Origin of the sequence: Bacillus halotolerans (genome assembly GCF_001517105.1) — a bacterium.
Lineage (GTDB): Bacteria > Bacillota > Bacilli > Bacillales > Bacillaceae > Bacillus > Bacillus halotolerans.
The window spans coordinates 598,883-623,234 of sequence record NZ_LPVF01000008.1; the positions used below are offsets into that span (position 1 = coordinate 598,883).

The 24,352-nt window shown below is 45.2% G+C and carries 26 protein-coding genes; 4 read left to right on the forward strand and 22 right to left on the reverse strand.

Annotation, left to right across the window (positions count from 1 at the left end; all coding sequences use genetic code 11):
• Window positions 1-18 precede the first annotated feature (18 nt).
• The 4 genes from AU387_RS05530 to spoIIR all read right to left on the reverse strand — a co-directional run bounded on the left by AU387_RS05530 (window position 19) and on the right by spoIIR (window position 3,036).
• Window positions 19-576 carry a manganese efflux pump MntP gene (locus tag AU387_RS05530; protein WP_059292692.1) on the reverse strand — a complete coding sequence of 186 codons (558 nt, stop codon included), beginning with the start codon at window positions 574-576 and terminating at the stop codon, window positions 19-21.
• A 77-nt stretch (window positions 577-653) separates the two neighbouring features.
• On the reverse strand, window positions 654-1,694 hold the full coding sequence (locus AU387_RS05535; protein WP_044159742.1) for an L-threonylcarbamoyladenylate synthase: 1,041 nt from the start codon (window positions 1,692-1,694) through the stop codon (window positions 654-656).
• 156 nt (window positions 1,695-1,850) lie between these two features.
• Entirely contained in the window at window positions 1,851-2,294 is a 444-nt protein-coding gene (locus AU387_RS05540) for a GNAT family N-acetyltransferase (RefSeq protein WP_059335136.1), read from the reverse strand.
• Between the two features lie 67 nt (window positions 2,295-2,361).
• Window positions 2,362-3,036, reverse strand: coding sequence for a stage II sporulation protein R (gene spoIIR, locus AU387_RS05545; protein ID WP_059335137.1), 675 nt, complete (start codon window positions 3,034-3,036; stop codon window positions 2,362-2,364).
• Window positions 3,037-3,176: 140 nt separating this feature from the next.
• Here spoIIR and AU387_RS05550 point away from each other — a divergent pair, with 140 nt between their 5' ends.
• Window positions 3,177-3,542: a UPF0715 family protein gene (locus tag AU387_RS05550; protein ID WP_044159746.1), complete on the forward strand. Its 366-nt coding sequence runs from the start codon at window positions 3,177-3,179 to the stop codon at window positions 3,540-3,542.
• Between the two features lie 15 nt (window positions 3,543-3,557).
• Here AU387_RS05550 and AU387_RS05555 read toward each other — a convergent pair whose 3' ends face one another.
• From AU387_RS05555 to prfA, 3 genes are all read right to left on the reverse strand, one after another.
• Window positions 3,558-3,845 (reverse strand): DUF5316 family protein, encoded by a 288-nt coding sequence (locus AU387_RS05555; protein ID WP_044159749.1) that lies wholly within the window; start codon window positions 3,843-3,845, stop codon window positions 3,558-3,560.
• 73 nt (window positions 3,846-3,918) lie between these two features.
• Window positions 3,919-4,785, reverse strand: a complete 867-nt coding sequence (gene prmC / locus AU387_RS05560; protein WP_044159750.1) for a peptide chain release factor N(5)-glutamine methyltransferase — start codon at window positions 4,783-4,785, stop codon at window positions 3,919-3,921.
• A 1-nt stretch (window position 4,786) separates the two neighbouring features.
• Window positions 4,787-5,857 (reverse strand): peptide chain release factor 1, encoded by a 1,071-nt coding sequence (gene prfA, locus AU387_RS05565; RefSeq protein ID WP_044159752.1) that lies wholly within the window; start codon window positions 5,855-5,857, stop codon window positions 4,787-4,789.
• A gap of 120 nt (window positions 5,858-5,977) precedes the next feature.
• Between prfA and gloA2 the strand changes: the two genes are divergently transcribed.
• Both gloA2 and racA read left to right on the forward strand, forming a co-directional pair.
• Complete coding sequence (gene gloA2, locus AU387_RS05570) at window positions 5,978-6,367, forward strand: SMU1112c/YaeR family gloxylase I-like metalloprotein (protein ID WP_181251882.1); 390 nt, start codon at window positions 5,978-5,980, stop codon at window positions 6,365-6,367.
• Window positions 6,368-6,488: 121 nt separating this feature from the next.
• Window positions 6,489-7,043, forward strand: coding sequence for a chromosome-anchoring protein RacA (gene racA, locus AU387_RS05575; protein WP_059335138.1), 555 nt, complete (start codon window positions 6,489-6,491; stop codon window positions 7,041-7,043).
• 35 nt (window positions 7,044-7,078) lie between these two features.
• On the opposite strand, the gene AU387_RS05580 is transcribed toward racA, so the two are convergent.
• The 11 genes from AU387_RS05580 to spo0F form a co-directional block, all read right to left on the reverse strand.
• Window positions 7,079-8,038 (reverse strand): AEC family transporter, encoded by a 960-nt coding sequence (locus AU387_RS05580; protein ID WP_059335139.1) that lies wholly within the window; start codon window positions 8,036-8,038, stop codon window positions 7,079-7,081.
• Window positions 8,039-8,119: 81 nt separating this feature from the next.
• Window positions 8,120-9,817 carry an oxaloacetate-decarboxylating malate dehydrogenase gene (malS, locus tag AU387_RS05585; RefSeq protein WP_024123183.1) on the reverse strand — a complete coding sequence of 566 codons (1,698 nt, stop codon included), beginning with the start codon at window positions 9,815-9,817 and terminating at the stop codon, window positions 8,120-8,122.
• A 288-nt stretch (window positions 9,818-10,105) separates the two neighbouring features.
• On the reverse strand, window positions 10,106-10,693 hold the full coding sequence (locus AU387_RS05590; protein WP_024123184.1) for a thymidine kinase: 588 nt from the start codon (window positions 10,691-10,693) through the stop codon (window positions 10,106-10,108).
• 89 nt (window positions 10,694-10,782) lie between these two features.
• Window positions 10,783-10,983 carry a 50S ribosomal protein L31 gene (rpmE, locus tag AU387_RS05595; RefSeq protein ID WP_003151132.1) on the reverse strand — a complete coding sequence of 67 codons (201 nt, stop codon included), beginning with the start codon at window positions 10,981-10,983 and terminating at the stop codon, window positions 10,783-10,785.
• Window positions 10,984-11,101: 118 nt separating this feature from the next.
• Window positions 11,102-12,385: a transcription termination factor Rho gene (gene rho / locus AU387_RS05600; protein WP_010332253.1), complete on the reverse strand. Its 1,284-nt coding sequence runs from the start codon at window positions 12,383-12,385 to the stop codon at window positions 11,102-11,104.
• Window positions 12,386-12,416: 31 nt separating this feature from the next.
• Window positions 12,417-12,578: a hypothetical protein gene (locus AU387_RS21550; protein ID WP_032731180.1), complete on the reverse strand. Its 162-nt coding sequence runs from the start codon at window positions 12,576-12,578 to the stop codon at window positions 12,417-12,419.
• A 214-nt stretch (window positions 12,579-12,792) separates the two neighbouring features.
• Window positions 12,793-13,758 carry a class II fructose-bisphosphatase gene (gene glpX, locus AU387_RS05605; protein WP_044159762.1) on the reverse strand — a complete coding sequence of 322 codons (966 nt, stop codon included), beginning with the start codon at window positions 13,756-13,758 and terminating at the stop codon, window positions 12,793-12,795.
• A gap of 31 nt (window positions 13,759-13,789) precedes the next feature.
• Window positions 13,790-15,079 carry a UDP-N-acetylglucosamine 1-carboxyvinyltransferase gene (gene murA / locus AU387_RS05610; RefSeq protein WP_059335140.1) on the reverse strand — a complete coding sequence of 430 codons (1,290 nt, stop codon included), beginning with the start codon at window positions 15,077-15,079 and terminating at the stop codon, window positions 13,790-13,792.
• 376 nt (window positions 15,080-15,455) lie between these two features.
• Window positions 15,456-16,094, reverse strand: coding sequence for a fructose-6-phosphate aldolase (gene fsa, locus AU387_RS05615; RefSeq protein WP_024123188.1), 639 nt, complete (start codon window positions 16,092-16,094; stop codon window positions 15,456-15,458).
• Between the two features lie 117 nt (window positions 16,095-16,211).
• A complete protein-coding gene (locus AU387_RS05620) occupies window positions 16,212-17,069 on the reverse strand; it encodes a class II fructose-bisphosphate aldolase (protein WP_024123189.1) in 858 nt (285 codons plus the stop codon).
• A 180-nt stretch (window positions 17,070-17,249) separates the two neighbouring features.
• Window positions 17,250-17,624 carry a sporulation initiation phosphotransferase Spo0F gene (gene spo0F / locus AU387_RS05625; protein WP_082687841.1) on the reverse strand — a complete coding sequence of 125 codons (375 nt, stop codon included), beginning with the start codon at window positions 17,622-17,624 and terminating at the stop codon, window positions 17,250-17,252.
• 165 nt (window positions 17,625-17,789) lie between these two features.
• Here spo0F and AU387_RS05630 point away from each other — a divergent pair, with 165 nt between their 5' ends.
• Window positions 17,790-18,311, forward strand: a complete 522-nt coding sequence (locus AU387_RS05630; protein ID WP_059335142.1) for a DUF2529 domain-containing protein — start codon at window positions 17,790-17,792, stop codon at window positions 18,309-18,311.
• Between the two features lie 82 nt (window positions 18,312-18,393).
• Here the strand turns inward: AU387_RS05630 and pyrG are convergent, their stop codons facing one another.
• The 4 genes from pyrG to AU387_RS05650 all read right to left on the reverse strand — a co-directional run bounded on the left by pyrG (window position 18,394) and on the right by AU387_RS05650 (window position 24,217).
• On the reverse strand, window positions 18,394-20,001 hold the full coding sequence (gene pyrG / locus AU387_RS05635) for a glutamine hydrolyzing CTP synthase (protein WP_024123191.1): 1,608 nt from the start codon (window positions 19,999-20,001) through the stop codon (window positions 18,394-18,396).
• Between the two features lie 243 nt (window positions 20,002-20,244).
• A complete protein-coding gene (gene rpoE / locus AU387_RS05640) occupies window positions 20,245-20,781 on the reverse strand; it encodes a DNA-directed RNA polymerase subunit delta (RefSeq protein ID WP_059335143.1) in 537 nt (178 codons plus the stop codon).
• Window positions 20,782-20,963: 182 nt separating this feature from the next.
• Window positions 20,964-22,103 carry an acyl-CoA dehydrogenase AcdA gene (gene acdA / locus AU387_RS05645; protein WP_059335144.1) on the reverse strand — a complete coding sequence of 380 codons (1,140 nt, stop codon included), beginning with the start codon at window positions 22,101-22,103 and terminating at the stop codon, window positions 20,964-20,966.
• Complete coding sequence (locus AU387_RS05650) at window positions 22,100-24,217, reverse strand: heterodisulfide reductase-related iron-sulfur binding cluster (RefSeq protein ID WP_059292343.1); 2,118 nt, start codon at window positions 24,215-24,217, stop codon at window positions 22,100-22,102. Before AU387_RS05650 ends, acdA begins: the two co-directional genes overlap by 4 nt.
• Between the last annotated feature and the right edge of the window lie 135 nt (window positions 24,218-24,352).

A 24,352-nucleotide genomic window follows, 5' to 3' on the forward strand; every position in this document is an offset into this window, starting at 1 on the left:
GTTTCTTTTATTGGGATATTAAATTGGCAAAAGCAGCTTAAGGCCAAATACGATTAATATGGTCCCCCCAAGCGCCTCACTGTATGAGCCGAGCCAGGACTGCACTTGCTTTCCGATCAGCAGGCCCAGCCAAGTCAAAATCATGCTGAAAAGCCCAAACAGGGTAACGGTGAGAAGCGGATGCGAGCCGTATATTCCAAGGCTCAGACCGACGGAGAAACTATCGAGGCTGACGCCGACTGCAAATAACAATAAGCCAGGCCCAGCCGGTGACATCAAACGTTCTTCTGACTGTTTAAAAGATGCGATCACCATTTGAACACCGAGAACAAACAGCAGCGAACCCCCGATATATACGGCTACCATGCCGAGGAGCCCTGACAGCATATTTCCCGCCGCCATCCCTCCGAGAGGCATGATGACGTGAAAGAGACCGATAATGAATCCAATATAGATGATCTGCTTTTTTCTGAGTTTGACCATGCCCATTCCGAGGCCGACAGAAAAAGCATCCATACCTAAAGCAAACGCCATGATGCTTAAGGTAATCAGTTCGCCTATAAACATCTCCGACATCACATACATAACCCCCTTGGACACGCCCGCTTTTTTAGCCTATGCGTGTCCAAAAGGGGTTAGAACTTCTGACTGTGTCAGCGAATCACTCTTCCTCCGGCTGCTTTCATCAGCCTGTTCATAATAGCAAGTCCGACGCCTGTGTCAGGAAACGATTCTGCAATAATAAAATCAACCTTTTCTTCATCAAAACTGCGCAATGCATCATAAAGGGCTGCCGCTACTGTTTCAAGCTGATCTCTTCTGCCGCAGCTCTTCACATAGTCAGCCGAATAAAAATCCGCATTTTCTTCTGTCGTCAGGACGCCGACCCGTTTTCCGCCCTGCTGATATTCTTGAATAAGCGTTTGAATGCGCTCAGGGCTTCCTTCAGAAATAACAAGCGGCGCTGACGGCGCGTAATGTGTATATTTCATTCCCGGAGAAATCGGCTTCTCATTTTGATCGGCAAGCCCTTTATCCACAAGAATCGGTCCGATTTCGGCTTCTATTTGTTCTTTTGTAATGCCGCCCGGACGAAGGAGCACAGGTGTTTCTCCTGCACATGAAAGTACGGTTGATTCGACACCGATTCCCGTAGATCCCCCATCCATCAATCCCGCTATGCGGCCATCCAAGTCGTGAGCCACGTGTTCAGCCTTTGTCGGGCTTGGTTTGCCCGATAAATTAGCACTCGGCGCTGCAATCGGGAGACCCGCGGCACGGATGAGTGCCAGAGCCAGCGGATGATCAGGCATTCTGACGGCCACTGTATCCAACCCTGCTGTTACACGGGGTGACAGCGCACCAGGTGTACAAGGCAAAATCAGTGTAAGCGCCCCTGGCCAAAAGCGCTTCATTAATATTTTCGCCTTGTCTGGCGCCGGGCCTGTTAAACCGTCAAGCTGGCTGATATCCGCAATGTGGACAATCAGTGGATTATCACTCGGCCGCCCTTTCGCCTCATATATTTTTTTGACAGCATCTGTGCTTTTCGCATTTGCGCCGAGACCATATACAGTTTCTGTCGGAAACGCGACAACCTCATTTCCTCGGAGCAAAGCAGCTGCTTGTGCAATTTGTGGATCATTTGTGGATAACTCGTCCATTACATCCACAAACCATCTTTTCGTTTTCATTTCTGACCAAACTCCTTATTCACAACAATAAAACGATCGTTTTACGCGTGTAATCCTTTTGAAAGTATAAAAGATGTCCTGTAATAAAACAAGCGTTATCCACAAATTGTGGACAACGCATATAAAGAAGTGGATAAGTTTGTGTATAAATCTCACTTATCCGGATGTTTTTTTCATTAAGACGGCCCCTTCCACTTGCCTTGATTCACAGAAGTGATCCGAGGCAAACAGCTCTTCCGGCACACTCTCCGCCCGTTCAAAGCCTATGGCCCCCAGGAAATCAGCCGAAGAATGCTGATTGGCTACCAAGTATACCGTTTTAATCTCATGCTTTTCACAAAGCACCTCCATGCTTTGAAAGAGCGATACAATATGACCTTGGTGAAGCTTGTCCGATATCACAAGTGAGCGAAGCAGGGCTTGATCGCAGCTGATTTTTTCGATCCCCAGACAGCCGGCTATGTTTTTCTCGCTGTCCTCCAGCATCAGAAACTGGGTGAACCCTTCCTTTACGCCCTCATGATTCGTTTTGGCCTGTTTTAAAAATTCCTCAAGTATGTCTCCGTCCTTTTCCCTTGCCACCCGCAGTTGATAAAACATTCGTTCACCCCGTTTTCAGCGTTCTTTCTTCCAATCTATGAGGCAAATCTATTTTTAGACCTGGTGATTAAGAAAAAAGATCGGAAAACCATTCTACAACGAAGAATTTCACTTCTGTATTGTCTTCTTTCTCTTTCTCATCTTCTTTTTCAGCTTTCTCCGCTTTGGCTGTTAAGTCCTCAAGCGCTTTTTCCGTTTGTTTTTTTGAGGCTTCTTGATCTTCTTGTTCTTTTACGGCTTCCCCATTCGAAAAATCAAGAAAGCAGAGCGGCGGGAATAATACGCACCACCAATTGGCGCCTTCACCGTTTCCAAGCGTAATCAGAATGGCTTCGTATTCTCCAGCAGGATATACCATGCTGCCGTAAAGTTTTGTCGGAAATGAGATTTTGTCAAAATCAACAGATATTGATTGACTGGCGCCTTCTTTTTCCATGGTTTCTTTTGCAATTTCCTTGATCTCAGGCAGCTTTGAGCGGATCAAACGCCGCGCTTCTTCAATAGAAGTAATATCCTTGACCCATGTTGTGATTTCTTTATTGACGGCGTCTCTGATATGACGCTTTAATTCTTGGTCCTCGTCACGATCGCTGTTTGCCAATATTCTCAGGCGAATCGCCTCGTCCGGAATGACAACCGGCTCATTTTCAGATTGCTGTGCCGTCTCTTCTTTCGCCAATCCTACGATTGCCCCAGATAATAAAAGAAACATATATATACAAATGATAACTGTTTTTTTCATCGGTCCCCACCGTTCCTCTCCGTGCTTTGTATCTAGCCCTATTATGGACAAGGAACGTATGGAGTAAACCTGCAGCGGCAAAAAAATCTAGCAAGCTTTTAATCTAATTTATGGTACGATAGTGTTTTAGGAGGTTTAAAATGAAATATAATTACACAGTGCTGCTGTCAGCGTTCACGATGTCAGTTCTTTATTCGATTATTTACATTCATTCCTTTATTATAGCTGCTCTCGTAACGATGGCCTTTTATTTCTTATTTCCTTATTTACTATTCGCGCTGCCGCTTCAGATCATGATGAATAAAAAGCCGAAACGGTTCAGCCCTTTGTACTTGCTGTATTATCTTGCCGCGGCGTTTATCGCCAACGCGATCATCTTTGGCGTGCTGCAGCCTTCCGGGCAATCCCTGCTTCAAAATACAGCCTTTTACATCTTCGCTGTATTAACAGCTGTTGTCTACTGGATATGGGATTCTGTTTTGCTGCAAAAAAAGGAAGCCTCCTAAGGGCTTCCTTTTTCATTAGATCAAAACGGTCAATAGATAACATAGAATAGAAGGTATGGCAGCAACAAAGAAAGCAGCTGATATGTTCAACCGGGCTGTCCGGCCTTCTTTGGTTTCTGAATGATAATTCGCCCGCTGGTCGCTTCCGCTTACAGCTAAACCCGATGTCACAATGGCAAGCCCGATCAAAACAAGAGACGCAATGCCGAAAATGAATTCATAAGAAATGGCTTGCGCAAAAATAGAACCCACCATACTTTCAATGGCAATAAGTAAAATTCCTGCTGTCAGGGCCTTTTTCATCTTTTACATCCCCTTTGCTGGTGTTAAAACAGCTTGCTGGTCCCGTTCTTATCTCAACTCACCAGCAAGCTGCTTATTTATTCTTATGAATTACCGCGCATATGGTTCTGTCTTTTCCGTTAATATCCTTCAGGACTTCAACTTCCGCATCCTTAAACGCATGCAGAATCAGCTCTTTTACAGCTGCGCCCTGCTTCCACCCGATTTCAAAGACGACAAGCACGGTATTCTTCATGACCAGCGGAATGGCTTCCATAAACCGCTTATAAAATTTCAGCCCGTCTCCGCCGTCAGTGAGGGCATGCAAAGGTTCATGGAAACGGACAATCTCAGATAAATCGGCCATTTCTTCTTCAGAAATATAAGGAGGGTTTGAGACGATAATATCCGCTTTTTTTCCTGCCTTAATAAAGGGCTCAAGCAGGTCGCCTTGAAGAAAATGCACCTCCGCTCCGAGCTTTTCCGCATTGGCTGAAGCAACGTCCAGCGCCTCTTTGGAGATATCAATCGCTGAAACAGAAAAGTTTTTGTTTTCCAGTGCAAGCGTGACGGCTATTGCGCCGCTGCCGGTGCCGACATCTACCACTTCAAGCTGCTCTCCTTCAGAAAAGACACTTCTATATTTCTCAAGAAGATGGCAGACAACCTCTTCCGTTTCCGGACGCGGGATCAGCACATCATCATTCACCATAAATTCCCGTCCGTAAAAAAACTCTATACCAATAATGTACTGAACCGGTACGCCTTCTTTGTGCATATCGACGTGGCGTTTAAAGCGATACAGCTCATCTTCACCGATCGGTTCCTGCAGGCTGGCGAGCAGCTTGCTTCTATCCATTCCGGTATCATAAAGCAAAAGCAGCTCAGCCGCATTTTCTTCTCTTCCCGCTTCCGTTAAATAAGAAGAAGCCCATTTCAGGGCTTCAAATATCGTCTTCATCTTAACTATCCGCCTGCTGAAGCTTGCTTGCCTGATCTTCTACAATCAGTGTTTCAACCACTTCGTCAAGTTTTCCTTCAAGAATCTGATCAAGCTTTTGAATGGTCAGGCCGATTCTGTGATCCGTCACACGGTTTTGCGGGAAGTTGTATGTGCGGATACGCTCAGAGCGGTCACCTGATCCGACAGCCGATTTCCGTGTTTGATCATATTCAGCCTGGGCTTCCTGCTGAAATTTATCGTAGATTCTGGCACGGAGAACCTTCATTGCTTTTTCTTTGTTTTTGATTTGAGATTTTTCATCCTGGCATGATACGACAACGCCTGTCGGCAAATGCGTCAGACGAACGGCAGACATTGTCGTGTTCACGCTTTGTCCGCCCGGTCCGCTTGAAGCAAACGTATCAACACGGATATCCTTCTCATGAATGTCAACCTCTACCTCTTCGGCCTCAGGAAGACATGCTACTGTTGCAGTAGAAGTATGAATACGGCCGCCTGATTCTGTTTCCGGAACACGCTGAACACGGTGAGCGCCGTTTTCATATTTGAGTTTAGAATATGCGCCGCTGCCCGTAATCATAAAGATGATCTCTTTGTAGCCGCCCGTTCCGGTTACACTTGCTTCCATGACCTCGGTTTTCCAGCCTTGAAGCTCGGCATAGCGGGAATACATTCTGTACAGGTTGCCTGCAAATAAAGCGGCTTCATCTCCGCCTGCAGCTCCGCGGATCTCCATGATAACGTTTTTATCATCATTAGGATCTTTCGGGATCAGGAGCACCTTCAGACGTTCTGACAGTGTTTCCGTTTCTTTCTGGAGTTCAGAAATCTCTTCCTTCACCATGTCGCGCATCTCGGCATCAAGCTTATCCTCAAGCATTGCTTTTGCATCAGCCAGCTGTTCTGACGCATCTCTGTATTGTCTATATACGTCAACTGTTTCTTGTATATCAGATTGCTCTTTCGAATATTCTCTAAGCTTTTTCGGATCGTTGACAACTTCTGGATCGCTTAAAAGCTCATTTAATTTTTCATATCGTTCTTCGATTGACTTTAAACGGTCTAACACGGTCTTCACCTCTGTTTTCCTGTGCGTAACATTCTCATTATAGTATAGGGACTATCGCCAGTCAAAAGCATTTCAATCCCAGTTAAAAAAGCCTCCTCTGCTATACTGAAAAAAGGAGGGATCGTATTGCTTACATCCATACATCATATTGCAATCATATGCTCAGATTATGAAAAGTCGAAAGCTTTCTACGTACATAAGCTCGGTTTTCAGGTGATACAGGAAACATACCGAGAAGAGCGCGACTCCTACAAGCTTGATTTGTCGCTTAACGGCTCGTACGTCATTGAGCTGTTTTCGTTCCCTGATCCGCCCGCACGTCAAACCCGTCCTGAAGGTGCAGGGCTCCGTCATCTTGCCTTTACGGTCAACAGCTTAGAACAGGCTGTTCAGGAGCTTCACGAAAAAGGAATCGAGACAGAGCCGATCAGGACAGATCCGCTAACAGGCAAGCGGTTCACCTTCTTTTTTGATCCCGATCAGCTTCCGTTAGAGCTGTATGAGCAATAACGGTTTTTGAAGAAAAAAGGGAGATGCCCACTTTCTTTGCCGAATCTTTTCTTGTTTTGTCTAATAGGAAGGGAACCGCTCCCCATGGTCGAATACCTAGCTAAAAAGGAGGTATGGGATCATGAATACAAATATGGTAGCAAGTGAACTCGGCGTCTCCGCAAAAACAGTGCAGCGGTGGGTGAAACAGCTGAACCTTCCGGCTGAACGGAACGAGCTCGGACACTATTCGTTTACGGCTGAAGATGTGCAAGTCCTGAAATCTATTCAAAAACAAATTTCTGAAGGCACGGCGCTTCAGGATATCAATGTGCCGCAAAGCAATAAGAAGCGCACAGGCTTCCTTGTCCAAAAAACAAACAGTGACACAGAGAAAAGAATCGAACAGCTCGAACAAAAGCTTGACACCTTATTACAGCAAAAACAGGACGAAAACGGGCTGCTGGCAAGAATTGAGGAACTGGAACGCCAGCTTAAACAAAAAGCCGATGAAGGCGTATCCTATCAGCTTCTGCAGCACAGAAGAGAAATTGATGACATTCTTGCTGATCTGCAATCACTAACCTCACAAATGAAAGAATTCACCGCTCAGCCGACCCCTGAGACTGCTGCTTCTTCCGAAAACATAAAAACAAGAAAAAAACCGCTGCTGTCACTGTTTAAATTTCAAACGTAAAGTAAAAAAGCTCCCCTTAAAGGGAGCTTTTTAGATTACGCAGTAAGCGCAATAATAATTGGAAGTGAAATCAATGACAGAATCGCACTGATCACAAACGCAGTCGCAGTTTCTTCCTCTTGTTTCTCGAAACGAGTCGCAATCATGGCTGCAACGGCAGAACCAGGGAATGCAACAAGAAGGATCGCTTTTGTTGTTTGGTCAGCTGGAAGTCCGACTGCAAGAGCAATCAGGAACATTAAAGCAGGCTGAACCGCAACTTTTAGTAACGCAATACCGATAGCCGGCAGACTGAGTTTAATTTTACGAATACCAACGGTAACACCGACAGCAAAGAGAGCAACACCAGATGTTGTGCTTCCAAGCTGATCAAGCATTTTAACACCCAGCTCAGGAAGAGTGAAATTGAAAACCAGCACTAAGATCATACTGATTAGCGGAGCAGCTGCAAGCGGCTCACAAAGACCATGCAGGATTGACTTTCCTGTCATCTTCCAGAAACTGTCGCCGCTCTCTTCGTTTTTCTTAGAAGACTCACCCACTGTAGCAATAATGATCGCAAGCGGATCAAGAATCGCATTAACAACAATACCTGTTACAGCGATCGGAATCGCAACCTCTTGCGCACCGAACAAGCTTCCCAATACAGGAATACCCATAAATGCGAATGTCGGCTGTGCAGAGTTCAAAGAAAATACGGATGAGTTCGTTAAATCATACTTAAAGACAAATCTGCAAACCAATAGAATGATGATATAGAAACCAACAATCCCGATAAGTAAAGAAACCATTAATGGAACTTGTGATAAAAATTCACTTCTGGAAGTTGTCAAAATACCAGCGATAAAGTGAGCTGGAAGTGCGTATTTCGTTACTAACGTACTTACCCCTTTTGCTGACTTGGCATCATAACTTCCGAAATGTCCTGCAAACCAACCCAGCACGATAACAAAGAAGATCGGTGCCAGGAGGATTAAGATATCTAAGATGCTCAAAATATTCTCCTCCAAATCCTATGTCCGTATACTTTAGCTTTATTCAAAGCTTTCCCTCGGACAGAAAAATTACACGCTCAATTATTTTGCGATGACTTTTTTGTATTCAGGTGTCCACATTGCATCAAGAACAGCTTGTTTTACATCTTCAGGCTGACGATTTGCTACGCCGTCTTTAATCGCTGCTTCAGCTACAGCAATGGCAACTTGAATAGATACTTCTTGAAGCTTGTCGATGCTTGGAAGCAATCCAGCTCCAGGTGTTTCAAAATCAACCATTTCAGCAATCGCATCAGCTGTTGCAGCAAACATAGCAGGCGTAATAACACGCGCTTCAGCTACGATTGAACCAAGGCCAAGACCAGGGAATGCGAATGCATTGTTAGATTGTCCGATTTCATAAGAAACGCCATTGTACTCCACATTGTCAAATGGGCTTCCTGTTGCTACAAGCACTTTTCCGTCAGTCCATTTGAACAGATCTTCAGGAACAGCTTCTGCAAGGTGAGTCGGGTTAGACATCGGCATGATCACCGGACGGTCTACGTGAGATGCCATCTCTTTCACAATTTCCTCTGTGAACGCTCCTGAAACCCCTGAAGTACCGATTAAGATCGTTGGTTTTGCTTGGCGAACCACTTCATCGAATGAAATTTGGCCTTTTTCATCACGTTTCCAGTCTTTCACTTCTGCTGCACTGCGAAGGTAAGGTTTTTGGAAATCAAGGATGCCTTCCATATCGTCTGTTAACAGGCCTCTGTAATCAAGTGTGAAGAACGCTTTGTTTGCTTCTTCCTCAGATAATCCAGCAAGCACCATTGTGTCACGGATTTGGTCAGCAATACCGATACCAGCTGAACCTGCACCGAAGACAACTACACGCTGATCTTTAATAGATGCGCCTGTTTTCTTCATAGCAGCAAGCACACCAGCAAGTGTAATTGCGCCTGTCCCTTGAATATCATCGTTGAATGTCAGGATTTCGTTGTTGTATTTTTTCATGATATTGCGCGCGTTTTTGTTGCCAAAGTCTTCCCAGTGAAGAAGCGCTTTAGGGAAGAATTTAAGCGCAGCTTTTACATACGCATCAACGAATTCTTCATAACGTTCATCAGAAATACGTTCATGATGGTTACCAATGTATAAAGGATCATTTAAAAGTTTTTCGTTGTTTGTACCGACATCAAGCACTACAGGGATAACACGGCTAGGGTCAATACCAGCTGCAGCAGTGTAAACAGCCAATTTACCGATAGCGATGTTAATACCGCCTACACCCCAGTCACCGATACCAAGGATACTTTCAGAGTCAGTTGCAACGATAAGATCAATATCGCCTGCTGTCGCATGAAGGTTTTCAAAAGCCTTTTCAATACCGTCAATGTTGTCGATTGACAAGTAGATACCTTGAGGTCTTCTGTATTCATGGCTGTATTCTTGAATTGCTTCACCAACTGTTGGTGTGTACACAACAGGAAGCATTTCACGAAGGTGATTTTGCAGCAATTTATAGAAAAGAACTTCATTGCGGTTAGCAAGATCATTTAAGTAAACATTTTGACGAAGGCGGTCTGGCTGAGCTTTAAATTGCTCGTATGCGCGTTTTGCTTGTTGATCAAGAGAAAGTACAGTTGGCGGAAGAAGTCCTTCTAAGCCAAGTTCTTGTCTTTCTTCTAATGTAAAAGCAACACCTTTATTTAAAGTAGGAATAGATAAAACTTCTTTTCCTCTTAATGTTGTTTCCAAATGGCCTTCCTTAGTTTTTTTAATGTTATTCAAGCAAATCTCCTTCTTTCTTGAAATAGTTAACCAAGTTAAGTAATAACTCATCTAAAAATAACCGATCATGATCTTTATGCGACTTTGTGACAATTATTCGAACAATGTCTCAAAACTATTTACATTACGTTAGTTATTTTATGCCTGTCAAAATCAAAATTCAAGGGAAGAAAATTACTTAATTTTTTAATACACTTAATTAAATTTTTTAATTGATTGTTATCAGAATATATAAAAAAACACCAGCTTTTCGGCCGGTGCTTTCTATCTTTTTACCCATGTTTTGTATTAGTTTTTAGATTTTCCCGGGACTTCGTGATGATGTCTGCATCTTGCTTCATAGGATTCGGACGCACCCACCAGAATGACCGGATCATCATAAGAAGCCGGCTTTCCGTCAATGAGCCGCTGTGTTCTGCTTGCCGGTGATCCGCAGACGGAACAGACGGCCTGCAGCTTCGTCACACTTTCAGCGATGGCCATAATATCCGGCACAACGCCGAACGGCTCTCCTCTGAAATCCATATCAAGGCCCGCTGCGATCACACGGTAGCCTTTATCGGCAAGAGACGATAAAACACCAATGATTGACCGATCGAAGAATTGAACCTCGTCCACTGCAATCACATCCGTGCTCTCACTGATATGATTCCAAATGTCCTCAGCCGAAGAAATGGCATAGCTCGTCATAGATGTTCCATTATGGGAAACAACAGCATCCTCGCTGTATCGATTGTCAATCACAGGTTTAAAGACCCTGACCTCCTGCTTGGCATAAGTTGCTCTCTTCACTCTTCTGATCAGCTCTTCAGATTTTCCCGAGAACATGCTGCCGCAAATCAGCTCCAGCCACCCGCTTTGCTTCATTATGTACATTGGCTCTGCTCCCCTCTCTCTGCCAGCTGTGTTTTTGACAATATAAAAAACAGGCAAGAAGTGCTTCTTGCCTGTTGAAAAATCTATTATTACTTAAGACCGTATTTTTTATTAAAGCGATCAACACGACCATCAGCAGAAGCGAATTTTTGACGGCCAGTGTAGAATGGGTGGCATTCAGAGCAAATCTCAACGCGTACCTCTTCTTTTACTGAGCCTGTTTCAAATTCATTTCCGCAAGCGCATTTAACTGTTGCTTTTTTGAAATTAGGATGAATTCCTGCTTTCATTGTATCCATCTCCTTCCGCCCTGAATCCCGTGTGGAAACAGAGTTATTATTTCGGAGCATTGTCCGAAACGCATATGAGAAAATTATATCAGTGATTTACTTCTTTTGCAAATAGATTTTATCGTCTGGCTGATGATAGATTTGCCTGTTTCCATTCTTGATTGAGAATATCGAAAAATTCCTGGTTTGTTTTCGTCTTTTTCATTTTTCTCATGAATTTTTCCGCGAAATCAGGCGAATCTGACATCGTTTTGCGGATAGACCATAAACGGTCAAGATGCTCTTTAGGCACAAGCAGCTCTTCCTTACGCGTTCCAGAACGGCGAATATCGATGGCAGGGAAGATGCGGCGTTCTGCCAGAGAGCGGTCAAGATGAAGCTCCATGTTGCCCGTTCCTTTGAACTCTTCATAGATTACATCATCCATACGGGATCCTGTATCAACAAGAGCAGTGGCGAGGATCGTTAAGCTTCCGCCCTCTTCGATATTTCTCGCCGCCCCGAAGAAACGCTTCGGACGGTGGAACGCTGCCGGGTCAATCCCTCCGGAAAGTGTTCTTCCGCTCGGCGGAATCACTAAGTTGTAGGCGCGGGCCAGACGTGTAATACTGTCCATCAGGATAATGACGTCTTTCTTGTGTTCAACGAGGCGCATAGCGCGTTCAAGCACAAGCTCGGCTACTTTGATATGGTTTTCCGGCACTTCATCAAACGTTGAGCTGACGACATCCCCAGCAACAGAACGCTCAATGTCTGTAACCTCTTCCGGTCTTTCGTCGATCAATAGCACAATCAGCTCTGCTTCAGGCTGGTTCGCTGTAATGCTGTTGGCGATTTCCTTCAGCAGCATCGTTTTCCCGGCTTTCGGCGGCGCAACAATCAAACCGCGCTGGCCAAAGCCTACCGGCGCCATCATGTCCATAATTCTAGTAGACAAGAAATTCGGTTTTGTTTCTAGCACCATATGGCGGTCTGGATAAAGCGGAGTAAGGGCTGGGAAGTGAACACGCTCTTTTGCCGATTCCGGATCATCTCCATTTACCGCTTCAACGTGCAAAAGTCCATAATAGCGCTCATTTTCTTTTGGCGGGCGAACCTTGCCTGATACTTTGTCTCCGTTCCGTAAATCGAAACGGCGGATTTGTGAAGCTGAGATGTAAATGTCTTCAGAGCTTGGAGAATAGTTGATCGGTCTCAGGAAGCCAAATCCCTCTGATTGGATGATCTCAAGAACACCTTCCATAAACAGAAGATCTTCCTGCTCTGCATTCGCTTTCAGAATGGCGAAAATCAGCTCTTTTTTTGTCAGTTTGCTGTAGTAGGAGATTTTATAATGTCTTGCAAGTTCATATAGCTCTTTCAATTTCATATTTTCCAAAGAGGAAATAGATACGTCTTTCATAAAAAACACCACGCTTTTCATAGTCAATATCTTACTTTACACATGTAATCTGCTGCTTTTGCACAACATCCGCCAAAGCACATTCTTTTTTTAACATAAAGGAACTTCTATCGGTAACACTTCCACCCATGATCGGCGCTTTTGTTAAAAGGATTGTCTTAATGAGTTTTGAAGGAAGCGAGGACAAAAACATGAGAAGATCAATACTTATATCGTCTGTATGCGGTAGAAATTGAAACTTTCCTAGTGCTTAAAAGAAGGAATTACGCAGTTAAAAATCGCAGCACTCTTTATTTTTACCTTATTTCAAACAATTATTCAACTGAAATAAGGTTTTGACACGCAATTGATAGGGTTGTCTCTTTTTTGCAAAAGAAAAGCGGGTCAACACCCGCTTTTTCTCTTTGTTATGGACGGATTACGAGATTTGGTTTTTTCTTCAGGCTGTGTCTGCCGTCAACGAAACGGACAGTTCCTGACTTCGCACGGATGACCAAGCTTTCAGTCGTGCCGACAGACCCTTTGAATTGAACGCCTTTTAACAGCTCGCCGTCAGTTACGCCGGTAGCCGCAAAAATCGCGTCATCACCTCTCACAAGGTCTTCCATACGCAGCACTTTGCTTAAATCAAGGCCCATTTTGTTGCAGCGTATGATTTCTTCCTCGCTTTGCGGAAGAAGTTTACCGATAATTTCTCCGCCCAGCGCTTTTAACGCTACAGCAGATAGGACGCCTTCAGGAGCTCCGCCTGATCCGAACAGGATGTCTACGCCTGTGTGGTCGAAAGCCGTGTTGATGGCGCCTGCGACATCCCCGTCATTGATCAGTTTGATTCTGGCGCCGGCCTCGCGAAGCTCGGAAATAATTTTTTCGTGTCTATCACGGTTTAAAATGGTGGCAACGACGTCCTCGACGTCTTTGTTTTTCGCTTTTGCTACCGCTTTAAGGTTATCAATGACTGGAGCTTCAATATCAATGCAGCCCACTGCTTCCGGACCGACTGCGATTTTCTGCATATACATATCTGGAGCGTTTAAAAGCGTGCCGTGGTCCGCAACTGCAATGACCGTCAGCGCATTCCAGCCGCCGCTTGCCAAAATGTTTGTGCCTTCGAGAGGATCAACGGCGACATCGACACGCGGACCGTACCCGTTTCCGAGTTTTTCCCCGATATAAAGCATCGGTGCTTCGTCCATTTCCCCTTCTCCGATCACAACAGTTCCTTTCATCGGAACTGTATCAAAAACGTCTCTCATTGCGCTTGTTGCTGCTTCATCAGCCTCGTCTTTTTTTCCCCGGCCCATCCATCTTGCAGATGCTAATGCCGCAGCTTCAGTCACACGAACCAATTCCATTGATAAACTTCTTTCCATCTCAACACGATCTCCTCTCGCAAATAACCAATTAAGAATTTTGCAGCTGTTCTATCTCTTCATCAGTCATTCTTTCGCGCCAGATTGTGGCTCCCAGACCCTCGAGTTTTTTCTCAAGGCTGCTGTATCCGCGATCAATATGCTCCAGACCTGTAATTTCTGTGACGCCGTCGGCCATCAGCCCGGCAACCACTAAACAGGCTCCGGCCCGCAGATCGCTCGCCTTGACCTTAGCGCCTTGAAGGTCGACAGGTCCCGTTATGATTGCGGATCTGCCCTCTACCTTCATATTAGCGCCCATTCGTCTCAGCTCATCAATATGCTTGAATCTCGCCGAATAGATGGTGTCAGTCACGACGCTTGTCCCTTTTGCTCTCGTCAAAAGCGCTGTCATCGGCTGCTGCAAATCAGTCGGAAAGCCCGGGTATACCAGGGTTTTTACATCAACCGGCTTTAGGTTTTTCTGCCCGCCGACAATAAGCAGCTGGTCGTCGCTTGTCTCAATGTGAAAGCCCATTTCTCTCAGCTTTGCTGTTAAGGACTCAAGGTGTGTCGGGATTACGTTATCGATGACGACCTCTTTTCCCATCGCGGCACCGGCAATCATAAATGTTCCGGCCTCAATTCTGTCCGGGATGATCGTATGTTTGCAGCCGTGCAGTTCCTTTACGCCATCGATTCGGATGACGTTGGTTCCAGCGCCTTTGATTTTTGCGCCCATGCTGGTGAGCAGTGTCGCGACATCAATAATCTCCGGCTCTTTCGCAGCGTTTTCGATGATGGTTTTCCCTTCTGCCAAAACAGCCGCAAGCATAATGTTAATCGTTGCCCCGACGCTTACGACATCTAAATATATACGTGCGCCTCTCAGCCTTTCAGCGCGCAAATAAATCGCGCCCTGTTCATTGGTCACTTCAGCTCCGAGCGCTTCGAAGCCCTTGATGTGCTGGTCAATCGGACGGGGGCCCAAGTGGCAGCCGCCAGGCAATCCGATGACGGCCTGTTTAAAGCGGCCGAGCATCGCCCCCATTAAATAATACGACGCGCGCAGTTTTTTCACTTTTCCGTTAGGAAGCGGCATGCTGATCATTGAAGTGGGGTCTACAATCATATCCCCATTCTCAAAATGCACATTGCCGCCGATTTCCTGTAACAGGTCACGCAGCGTTTCAATATCTGAAATCTCAGGAAGCCCTTCTATTGTCACCTCGGAATTTGCCAAAATGGTTGCTGGTATTAATGCAACAGCACTGTTTTTAGCGCCGCTGATGTGTACTGTACCGTTTAACGAGTCACCGCCGGCAATATTCAACTTTTCCATGATAGTCTCCTTCCATAAGAAGATAGCTGCGGAGCTAAATAAAATGGCATTTTATTCTGTCTCTGCAAATAAAGCTCATGTCCAAAATCTAGCCAATTCGAAGAGAAAGAATACAACACATTGTAAAATATCAGGAAGAAAATAGCGAAGCTTTGCGGGGGCATAGGTTTCAAAAAATCGACAGAGACCCGCCGGCTAAAGAGACATCTTCGTCATCCGGCAAAAGCAGCACGCAACCCTCATTCCGATATCAGCTTCTGCAGCCCAATGATTCCTTCTCTGTAAGCGGCGTGCATCTGAAGGTCCGCTGGATCAGGACGGTGAAAAGCAAAGGCCGCGGCAAACAGACACTACACTCTGTTTGCCGCCGCTTGAATTACTTGTTCCAGTCTGCCAGGAATTGTTCGATTCCTTTGTCTGTTAACGGGTGCTTTGTCAGCTGATAAATGACTTTAAGCGGCATTGTGCCGATATGAGCCCCTCTTAATGCAGCTTCAGTTACATGCTGAGGATGGCGGATTGACGCCGCGATGATTTGCGTATCAAGCCCGTGGATATCAAAAATCTGCTTGACTTCTGAAATCAGGTCAAGCCCGTTATGGCCGATATCATCTAAGCGGCCTAAGAATGGAGATACATATGTAGCGCCCGCTCTTGCAGCAAGAAGCGCTTGGTTTGCATTGAAGATCAATGTGACATTTGTTTTGATGTTTAAGTCAGTAAGTGCTTTTACGGCTTTTAAACCGTCAGCCGTCATCGGGATTTTCACCGTGATGTTCGGAGCGATTTTCGCCAGTTCTTTTCCTTCCTCGATCATTTCCTCAGCTTTCAGAGAAATAACCTCCGCGCTTACAGAGCCCGGAACGACTTCTGTGATTTCACGAAGGCGGTCATGGAATGATACGTTAGCTTCTTTTGCTACTAAACTAGGATTCGTTGTTACACCGGCAAGAACTCCCAATTCATACGCTTCTTTAATCTCATCGATATTGGCTGTATCAATAAAAAATAACATTTACAAAAGCCTCCCTGAGTAAGAATTTTCAGAACTGTGAATATGATTGCGCTTTCTAAAGATAGACGGAAAACCGCCTGTCAAGCTGTCAGGCGGTTATAAAAAGTTCCAATTGAATTAAGCTTGGTTTGAAGAACCAAATTCACGCATTTTACCGATAACAGTTTCTTTAATCGCTTCGCGAGCAGGTCCAAGGTATTTACGAGGATCGTACTCGTCAGGCTTAGCTGCCAACGTTTCGCGAACAGCTTTTGCAGAAGAAATTTGGTTTTCAGTATTTACGTTGATTTTAGCTGTACCAAGTGAGATTGATTTTTTGATGTCAGCAGTCGGAATTCCAGTACCGCCATGAAGAACGAGCGGAAGACCAGTTGAATTTCCGATCTCTTCCATTTCTTTGAAGCCAAGGTTTGGCTCACCTTTGTAAGGGCCGTGAACAGAACCTAATGCAGGTGCAAGGCAGTCGATGCCAGTGCGCTCAACAAGCTCTTGGCACTCTTTAGGATCAGCGTAGATTACGCCTTCAGCGATAACGTCGTCCTCTTGTCCGCCGACTGTTCCTAGCTCAGCTTCTACAGATACTCCGTGGAAATGAGCAAGCTCAACAACTTTAGAAGTTGTTGCTACGTTTTCTTCAAATGGATGGTGAGAAGCGTCGATCATAACAGATGTGAAACCTGCATGAATCGCTTTCGCACAAGATTCAAAGCTTGAACCGTGGTCTAAGTGGATCGCAACAGGAACTGTCACTTTGTACTCTTCCATTAGTGCTTTTACCATAGCTACGACTGTTTTGAAGCCGCCCATGTAGCGTCCCGCACCTTCGGAAACACCAAGGATCACTGGAGATTTTTCTTCTTCAGCTGCTTGTAAAATCGCTTGAGTAAACTCAAGGTTGTTTAAGTTAAATTGTCCTACAGCATAACCTTTTTCTTTAGCTGTATTCAACATTTCCGTCATTGAAACTAAAGGCATGTCGAATGTCCTCCTTATGTAGCCTGATTGTCTTCTAGCGAAAAAAGCTTTCCACCCTAGCATGACCCATAATTTGCTGTCATATGTAAATCCTCAGATCGCTTTTTCTCCATAACTAGAATACCAACTTTTCGACAAATCGGCAACACAATGAGCTCATTCAATTGTTTCTTCTTTTTGTCAGTTAGACTTCAGGGGCAGATATTTTTTGACGGCGTCTCTGATTTCGTCGATGTCAAACGGCTTCGCAAAGTGCGTCAATGCGCCCAATTCCTTTGATTCCTGGATCATATCGAGTTCTCCGTAAGCCGTCATGATGATCACGCGGATGTTTTCGTCAATGACTTTCATCCGTTTTAAGATTTCGATTCCGTCCATGCCGGGAATTTCCATATCCAGAAGGACAAGGTCCGGACGTTCTTTTGTCACAATATCAAGCGCTTGAAGGCCGTTCGCAGCCTGAAATGTCTGATAGCCCTCTTTATTGAACACTTCGTTAAGCAAAATACGTATTCCGTATTGATCATCAACGATTAAAATTTTTTCATTCATCATTTTACACCCCAATATTATGATTTTCGTCAAAAGTAAGCAGTAGTTTATGTATTCTGTTTGATTTTCCTATTTCCTTTAATTATAATAGTCTACTTTACGACATTTTCTGAGCATTTTCTCTTTTGTTGTATACTGTTATTGTACGTTATAAAGGAGGATTCACTTATGTTGAAAATATTTACGACACAGTTAACAGGTATTTTTTCCCGCATTCAGGATAAGGAATCTGACGCGATTGAAGATGGGGCGCGATTGCTTGCTCAAGCGGTGGTCAGCGGGCATTCCATATATATATACGGGGCAAATGAGCTTCAGGGCGTCTTATATGAGGCTACCGAAAGCAAAGAGCCGCTTCCTTCTGTCAAAGCGTTTCCCGCCAACGCCGATGAAGTGACAGAAAGCGACAGGGTGCTGATGTTTTGCACAGGGACAGGTACAGATGAAGAACAGGCGGTCGCGAAAGAGCTTTATGAAAAAGGCGCGGGAGTCGTTTGCGTATCGCCGGCAGCCAAAGACAGCGCCGGAATCGAACAATATTGCGATGTGCATATTGATTCGAAGCTGAAAATGCCGCTCGTTCCCGATGAAGACGGCACCCGTTACGGCTTCCCTTCATTAATGACAGCATTGTATGTCTACCATGCTCTATCATTTATATTAAAAGAAATTCTGCAAGAGTATGCATAATCACTTATTGTACATGCTGTATCTTGCCGGAAACAAATAAAAAAGACTTGTCCGCTTTTGACAAACGGCAAGTCTTTTTTTATTACTTCTGATTTGCAGCTTCAACAGACGCTCCGATAAAGCCTTTGAATAATGGCTGAGGTCTTGTCGGTCTTGACTTGAACTCTGGGTGGAACTGAGAAGCCACGAACCAAGGATGGTCTTTCAGCTCGATAATTTCAACAAGGCGTCCGTCCGGGCTGGTGCCTGAGAATACGAAGCCTTGGTCTTCCATTTGCTGTCTGAATTCATTGTTGAATTCATAACGGTGGCGGTGACGCTCGTACACCACTTCATCCTGATACACTTCAAATGCTTTCGTGCCCTCTTCAAGCTTACAAGGGTAAAGGCCGAGACGAAGTGTTCCTCCAAGATCTTCAACATCCTTCTGTTCAGGAAGAAGGTCGATGATCGGGTATTGAGTTGACGGATCAATTTCCGCAGAGTGAGCGCCTTTTAAGCCTAATACGTTTCGGGCATACTCAATAGATGCAACCTGCATGCCTAAGCAAATGCCCAAGAACGGAATGTTGTTTTCGCGCGCATGTTTTGTCGCAATGATTTTACCTTCAACACCGCGGTCACCGAAGCCGCCCGGTACGATAATACCGTCTGTGCCGCTAGTAAGCTCTCCGATGTTGCTTTCTGTTACTTCCTCAGCGTTAATCCATTTCACTTTTACATCTGTGTCAAACGCGTAGCCCGCGTGGCGAAGTGATTCAACGACAGAGATGTAAGCGTCAGGCAGTTCAACATATTTTCCGACAAGTCCGATTGTGGTCGTTTGAGACAGGTTGCTGACTTTGTTTACAAGCTCTTTCCACTCGGACATTTCCGCTTCTTTGCATTCCAGCTGCATGTGCTGGCAAACAAGCTTATCAAGTCCTTGTTTTTGAAGCTCAAGCGGAATGGAATAGAGGTTGTCCGCATCTTCACATTCAATAACCGCTTTTGTATCAATGTCGCAGAATAATGCGATTTTGTCCTTCATATCTTGAGAAATCGGCATTTCTGTACGAACAACGATAATGTTTGGCTGAATGCCCAGGCTTCTTAATTCTTTTACGCTGTGCTGTGTCGGTTTTGTTTTCAGTTCGCCGGCAGCTTTAATGTAAGGCACAAGTGTACAGTGGATGTACATCACGTTTTCACGGCCGATGTCACTCTTCATTTGGCGGATCGCTTCAAGGAATGGCAAGGATTCGATGTCTCCGACAGTACCGCCGATTTCTGTAATTACGACATCCGCGTTTGTTTCTTTACCCGCGCGGTATACGCGGTCTTTCAATTCATTTGTGATGTGCGGAATAACCTGCACTGTTCCGCCCAGGTAATCGCCGCGGCGTTCTTTTTTAAGAACCGTTGAATAGATTTTACCTGTTGTTACGTTGCTGAATTTATTCAGGTTGATGTCGATAAAACGCTCATAGTGGCCCAGGTCTAAGTCTGTTTCAGCGCCGTCATCTGTTACGAATACTTCACCGTGTTGGTAAGGGCTCATTGTTCCCGGATCGACGTTGATGTATGGATCGAATTTTTGAATGGTGACGTTCAGTCCGCGGTTTTTCAGCAAACGCCCTAATGAAGCTGCTACAATACCCTTTCCAAGTGAGGATACGACTCCCCCGGTTACAAAAATATATTTCGTCATTTCGTTTGCTCCTCTCTTCGCTCTAAGCTACATTTCTTAAAATGTACCGTTTTATAGGAAATCATTTAGCCTTTTAAATGATTTATAAGAAAAATGAGGGGTGAAAATAAGAAAGCTCCCTTTCAATTTCTTGAAAGGGAGCATAACGTTCTATGTTCTCTCTTCGTTTTTGAAGAGCCCAAAATACATACTACATAGTTCGACTATGAAAGTCAAGATCGATTTGAGGATGAAATTCTTTTACTATTTTTTATCCTCATCGCCTTCATCATAGTCATCATCTTCTTCTTCCTCATCGTCATCAATGAGATCATCATCAATTTCGAGCTCGTCTTCGTCTTCGTCGTCTTCATCGATATCGTCAAACTCATCCGCATCGAGATCAAGTTCTTCCTCAACCTCAGCCAAATCGATGTCGTCTTCGTCAACCTCTTCAAATTCATCAAGATCAAGATCTTCTTCAACAGCTTTTTTCGCTTTTTTCTTTTTCGCCTTAACTGTCGGCTGTGTTTCTTCATCAAGCTGATCGTACGGATACCAGCTGCGAAGGCCCCAAGTCTGGTCAGAGAGCGCCAAGAAGCGGCCGTCAATGTTTAAATCTGTATAAAATTGTGCGACGCGGTCTCCAAGCTCTTCTTTTTTTACGCCGAGCAATGATGCAATTTCATTTAAAAGCTCCTGAAAAGGAACTGGTTTTTTATGATCTTCAAATAATTCGTGAGCGATTTCAACTAAAGCCATTTCCTTTAGCTGTTCCTGTGAATATTGTTTGATACCCAAGGTCGGACACTCCCTTTCTATTACTTATATGTATCTGTTTTATCAATAATGAAAGCGATATTGTATCGTTCTTATACAAACCATACCTCTCATTATAAACAAAATAAAACAGAATATGCTACCCTTAACAGCGTTAATTTAAATAATTTTACAAGAGTGATCCGACTGATAGATGTTTTGCCTTATTCTGCGAGCATTCTGGAGATAACCAGCCTTTGAATTTCTTGAGTGCCTTCGTAGATTTGCGTAATTTTCGCGTCGCGCATATAGCGTTCAACCGGATAATCCTTCGTATATCCGTAGCCGCCGAAAATCTGCACAGCTTCGGTCGTCACCTTCATCGCCGTATCCCCCGCCAGCAGTTTGGACATAGCGGAGGCTTTTCCATACGGAAGGCCTGACGATTCCAGCCATGCCGCCTGATAGGTCAGTAGCCTTGAAGCTTCTATCATTGTCGCCATATCTGCAAGTTTAAAAGCTATGCCCTGCTGCTCGGCGATCGATTTGCCGAACTGGTTTCTTTCTTTTGCGTATTGAAGCGCCGCATCAAGCGCTCCCTGGGCGATGCCAACAGCCTGCGCCGCAATGCCGTTTCTTCCTCCGTCAAGCGTCTTCATCGCGATTTTGAAGCCTTCCCCTTCTTCACCGAGACGATTTTCTGCGGGAACGACACAGTCTTCGAAGATGATCTCTGTTGTCGGAGAAGAACGGATGCCTAGTTTCTTTTCTTTCTTGCCTGTCAAAAATCCTTCGAAATCCTTTTCTACAATAAAAGCGGAAATGCCTTTTTTCTTTTTCTCAGCGTCAGTGACTGCAAACACAATATAAATATCAGCGGCGCCGCCGTTTGTAATAAACACTTTTGATCCGTTTAATACATAGCTATCACCGATTCGCTCAGCGGTTGTTTTCATCCCTCCGGCGTCTGAACCGGAGCCCGCTTCAGTCAAAGCGAAAGCCCCGATTTTCTGCCCAAGGGCCAGCTGTGTTAAGTACGCTGCCTTTTGTTCTTCTGTGCCAAATGCAAACAGCGGCCAGCCGCAAAGCGAGATATGGGCTGAAAGCGTCACGCCGGTGGAGGCGCAGACTTTTGACAGTTCCTCCACCGCTATGACATAAGCCAGGTAGTCACTTCCGATTCCGCCGTAAGCTTCAGGCCACGGAATCCCTGTTAATCCTAAGTCCGCCATTTCCCGAAACAGGTCACGATCGAAGCGTTCTTGTTCGTCACGTTCTGCCGCTGTGGGTGCAACCTCATGCTTCGCAAAATCACGAACCAATTTACGAATCATTTCGTGTTCTTCTGTTAATGAAAAATTCATCGCTTTTCCCCCATTGTCATATCAGCGCCCAAGACAGATTGAGCCAGAAGCTCCGCGACGTCATACGTTTTGACTCGATCTTCCGCTTCTTTTGCCTTTGTGCCGTCCCCAAGCATCGTGAGGCAGTACGGACAGCCGGAGCTGATTACCGACGGATTGACTGCCAGCGCTTGCTCTGTTCTGGCGACATTAATCCTGTTGCCCGACTCTTCCTCCATCCACATTAAGCCTCCGCCAGCTCCGCAGCACATGCCGGTTTCCCGGTTTCTCTCCATTTCAATAAGCCGCACACCCGGAATGGCTTTTAAAATCTCTCTCGGCGGATCATAGACTTCGTTGTACCGTCCCAAGTAGCACGAGTCGTGGAAGGTGATCGTTTCATGAACTGGGTGCTGCGGTTTTAGTTTCCCGCTCTTCACCAGATCGGCCAGCACTTCCGTATGATGATACACTTCGCCTTCAAAGCCGAAATCAGGATATTCGTTTTTAAATAAATTGTATGCGTGCGGATCAATCGTAACGATTTTTTTCACATTATTTTTTTCAAATTCCGAGATATTCTTTTCGGCCAGTTCTTGAAATAAAAACTCATTTCCAAGGCGGCGCGGGGTGTCCCCTGAATTTTTTTCTTTGTTGCCGAGGATCGCAAAGGTCGCACCTGCTTGGTTCAGCAGTCTTGCAAAGGAGATGGCGATCTTTTGGCTTCTGTTGTCGTACGACCCCATGGAACCGACCCAGAAAAGATATTCGAATTCTTTTTCCTCTTTTTTTAATTCTTTTACTGTCGGAATATCGGCATCTGGGGCTGCGTCGCGCCAATTTTCACGTTCCTTGCGGTTGAGGCCCCACGGATTTCCCTGCCGCTCAATACTCGTCATCGCCCGCTGTGCGTCACTGTCCATTTTTCCTTCAGTCAGCACGAGATAGCGGCGAAGATCAATGATTTTATCAACATGCTCGTTCATGACGGGGCACTGATCTTCACAGTTCCGGCAAGTGGTGCAGGCCCAAATTTCTTCTTCGGTAATGACATCGCCGATTAAGCTCGGACTGTAATCTAGCGCGGCGGCGGCTTCCTGTGATCCGCTCCCTGAGGCTGCCGCAGCCAGCTGGTTCCCTTTCGTATGCCGGAATGCTGCAGCCGGCACCCATGGCGAGCGCGAAGTGACGGCAGCGCCTTTTTCTGTGAGGTGGTCCCTGAGGCGTAAAATTAAATCCATCGGCGACAGCATTTTTCCGGTGCCTGTCGCAGGGCACATATTGGTGCAGCGGCCGCACTCGACACACGCATACAGATCAATCAACTGGGACTGCCTGAAATCCTCAATTTTTCCCGCTCCGTAGCTTTCTTTCGTTTCGTCTGTGAAATCAATTTTTTCGAGTTTTCCGGGCGCTTCAAGCCTGTTGAAAAAGACGTTGGCAGGACCGGCAATTAAATGAGCGTGCTTTGACTGCGGCACATACACTAAAAAGCTCAGTAAAAACAGCAGGTGCACCCACCATGCGATATAAAAAATCACCGCGGCGCCCGTCTCCCCGACGCCGCCAAGCAAAAACGCGATGCCTGAAGCGATCGGCTCGCTCCAAGAAAGCCCGTGATTATGCCAGATCAGATTCATTGCGTTCCCCAATAAAACCGTCAGCATTAAACCGCCGATAAAAATGAGAACAAGTCCAGATTTAAAGCCTCGTTTCAGCCTGACGAGCTTTTCGATATAGCGTCTGTAAAATGCCCAGCCAACCGCAATTAAGATCAGAAACGTAACGATTTCCTGAAAAAAAGTGAAGGCGGGATAGATCGGGCCAAGCGGCAGATTTCGATCCGGGACCAGCCCTTTGATGATAAAGTCAATCGCTCCGAACTGAACCAATATAAAGCCGTAGAAAAACATGACGTGAATGATGCCGCTTTTCTTATCCTTGAGCAGTTTTTTCTGTCCGAATACATTCACCCATATGGCCTGAAGCCGTTCCTTGATCCGTTTATCGAACTGTTCCTTTTGGCCGAGCCTGATGTAAGCAAGCCTTGTTTTGACCAAATAGACAAACAAATAAACAGCGTAAGCGGTTACAATCAGAAATAATAATGCATTGACAATGAGAAAGCCGCTCATTCCAATTCCCCCTTTTTACTGATGAAGACCGTGATCCCCTGCCCCAAAATCTGTATTAGATTATCTTTATGATAAATAATGAATGAGTGTTCAGTCAATAATTAAATTCCTGCTGTTCGGGCACACTACCTACAA

Excerpts from the sequence above, each read along its gene's own strand:
- AU387_RS05530 (WP_059292692.1), bottom strand. The coding sequence starts at position 576 with ATGTCGGAGATGTTTATAGGCGAACTGATTACCTTAAGCATCATGGCG.
- AU387_RS05535 (WP_044159742.1), bottom strand. The coding sequence starts at position 1,694 with ATGAAAACGAAAAGATGGTTTGTGGATGTAATGGACGAGTTATCCACA.
- AU387_RS05540 (WP_059335136.1), bottom strand. The coding sequence starts at position 2,294 with ATGTTTTATCAACTGCGGGTGGCAAGGGAAAAGGACGGAGACATACTT.
- spoIIR (WP_059335137.1), bottom strand. The coding sequence starts at position 3,036 with ATGAAAAAAACAGTTATCATTTGTATATATATGTTTCTTTTATTATCT.
- AU387_RS05550 (WP_044159746.1), top strand. The coding sequence starts at position 3,177 with ATGAAATATAATTACACAGTGCTGCTGTCAGCGTTCACGATGTCAGTT.
- AU387_RS05555 (WP_044159749.1), bottom strand. The coding sequence starts at position 3,845 with ATGAAAAAGGCCCTGACAGCAGGAATTTTACTTATTGCCATTGAAAGT.
- prmC (WP_044159750.1), bottom strand. The coding sequence starts at position 4,785 with ATGAAGACGATATTTGAAGCCCTGAAATGGGCTTCTTCTTATTTAACG.
- racA (WP_059335138.1), top strand. The coding sequence starts at position 6,489 with ATGAATACAAATATGGTAGCAAGTGAACTCGGCGTCTCCGCAAAAACA.
- AU387_RS05590 (WP_024123184.1), bottom strand. The coding sequence starts at position 10,693 with ATGTACATAATGAAGCAAAGCGGGTGGCTGGAGCTGATTTGCGGCAGC.
- rpmE (WP_003151132.1), bottom strand. The coding sequence starts at position 10,983 with ATGAAAGCAGGAATTCATCCTAATTTCAAAAAAGCAACAGTTAAATGC.
- rho (WP_010332253.1), bottom strand. The coding sequence starts at position 12,385 with ATGAAAGACGTATCTATTTCCTCTTTGGAAAATATGAAATTGAAAGAG.
- AU387_RS21550 (WP_032731180.1), bottom strand. The coding sequence starts at position 12,578 with ATGTTTTTGTCCTCGCTTCCTTCAAAACTCATTAAGACAATCCTTTTA.
- glpX (WP_044159762.1), bottom strand. The coding sequence starts at position 13,758 with ATGGAAAGAAGTTTATCAATGGAATTGGTTCGTGTGACTGAAGCTGCG.
- murA (WP_059335140.1), bottom strand. The coding sequence starts at position 15,079 with ATGGAAAAGTTGAATATTGCCGGCGGTGACTCGTTAAACGGTACAGTA.
- fsa (WP_024123188.1), bottom strand. The coding sequence starts at position 16,094 with ATGTTATTTTTTATTGATACAGCCAATATCGATGAGATTAAAGAAGCG.
- AU387_RS05620 (WP_024123189.1), bottom strand. The coding sequence starts at position 17,069 with ATGCCTTTAGTTTCAATGACGGAAATGTTGAATACAGCTAAAGAAAAA.
- spo0F (WP_082687841.1), bottom strand. The coding sequence starts at position 17,624 with ATGATGAATGAAAAAATTTTAATCGTTGATGATCAATACGGAATACGT.
- AU387_RS05630 (WP_059335142.1), top strand. The coding sequence starts at position 17,790 with ATGTTGAAAATATTTACGACACAGTTAACAGGTATTTTTTCCCGCATT.
- pyrG (WP_024123191.1), bottom strand. The coding sequence starts at position 20,001 with ATGACGAAATATATTTTTGTAACCGGGGGAGTCGTATCCTCACTTGGA.
- acdA (WP_059335144.1), bottom strand. The coding sequence starts at position 22,103 with ATGAATTTTTCATTAACAGAAGAACACGAAATGATTCGTAAATTGGTT.
- AU387_RS05650 (WP_059292343.1), bottom strand. The coding sequence starts at position 24,217 with ATGAGCGGCTTTCTCATTGTCAATGCATTATTATTTCTGATTGTAACC.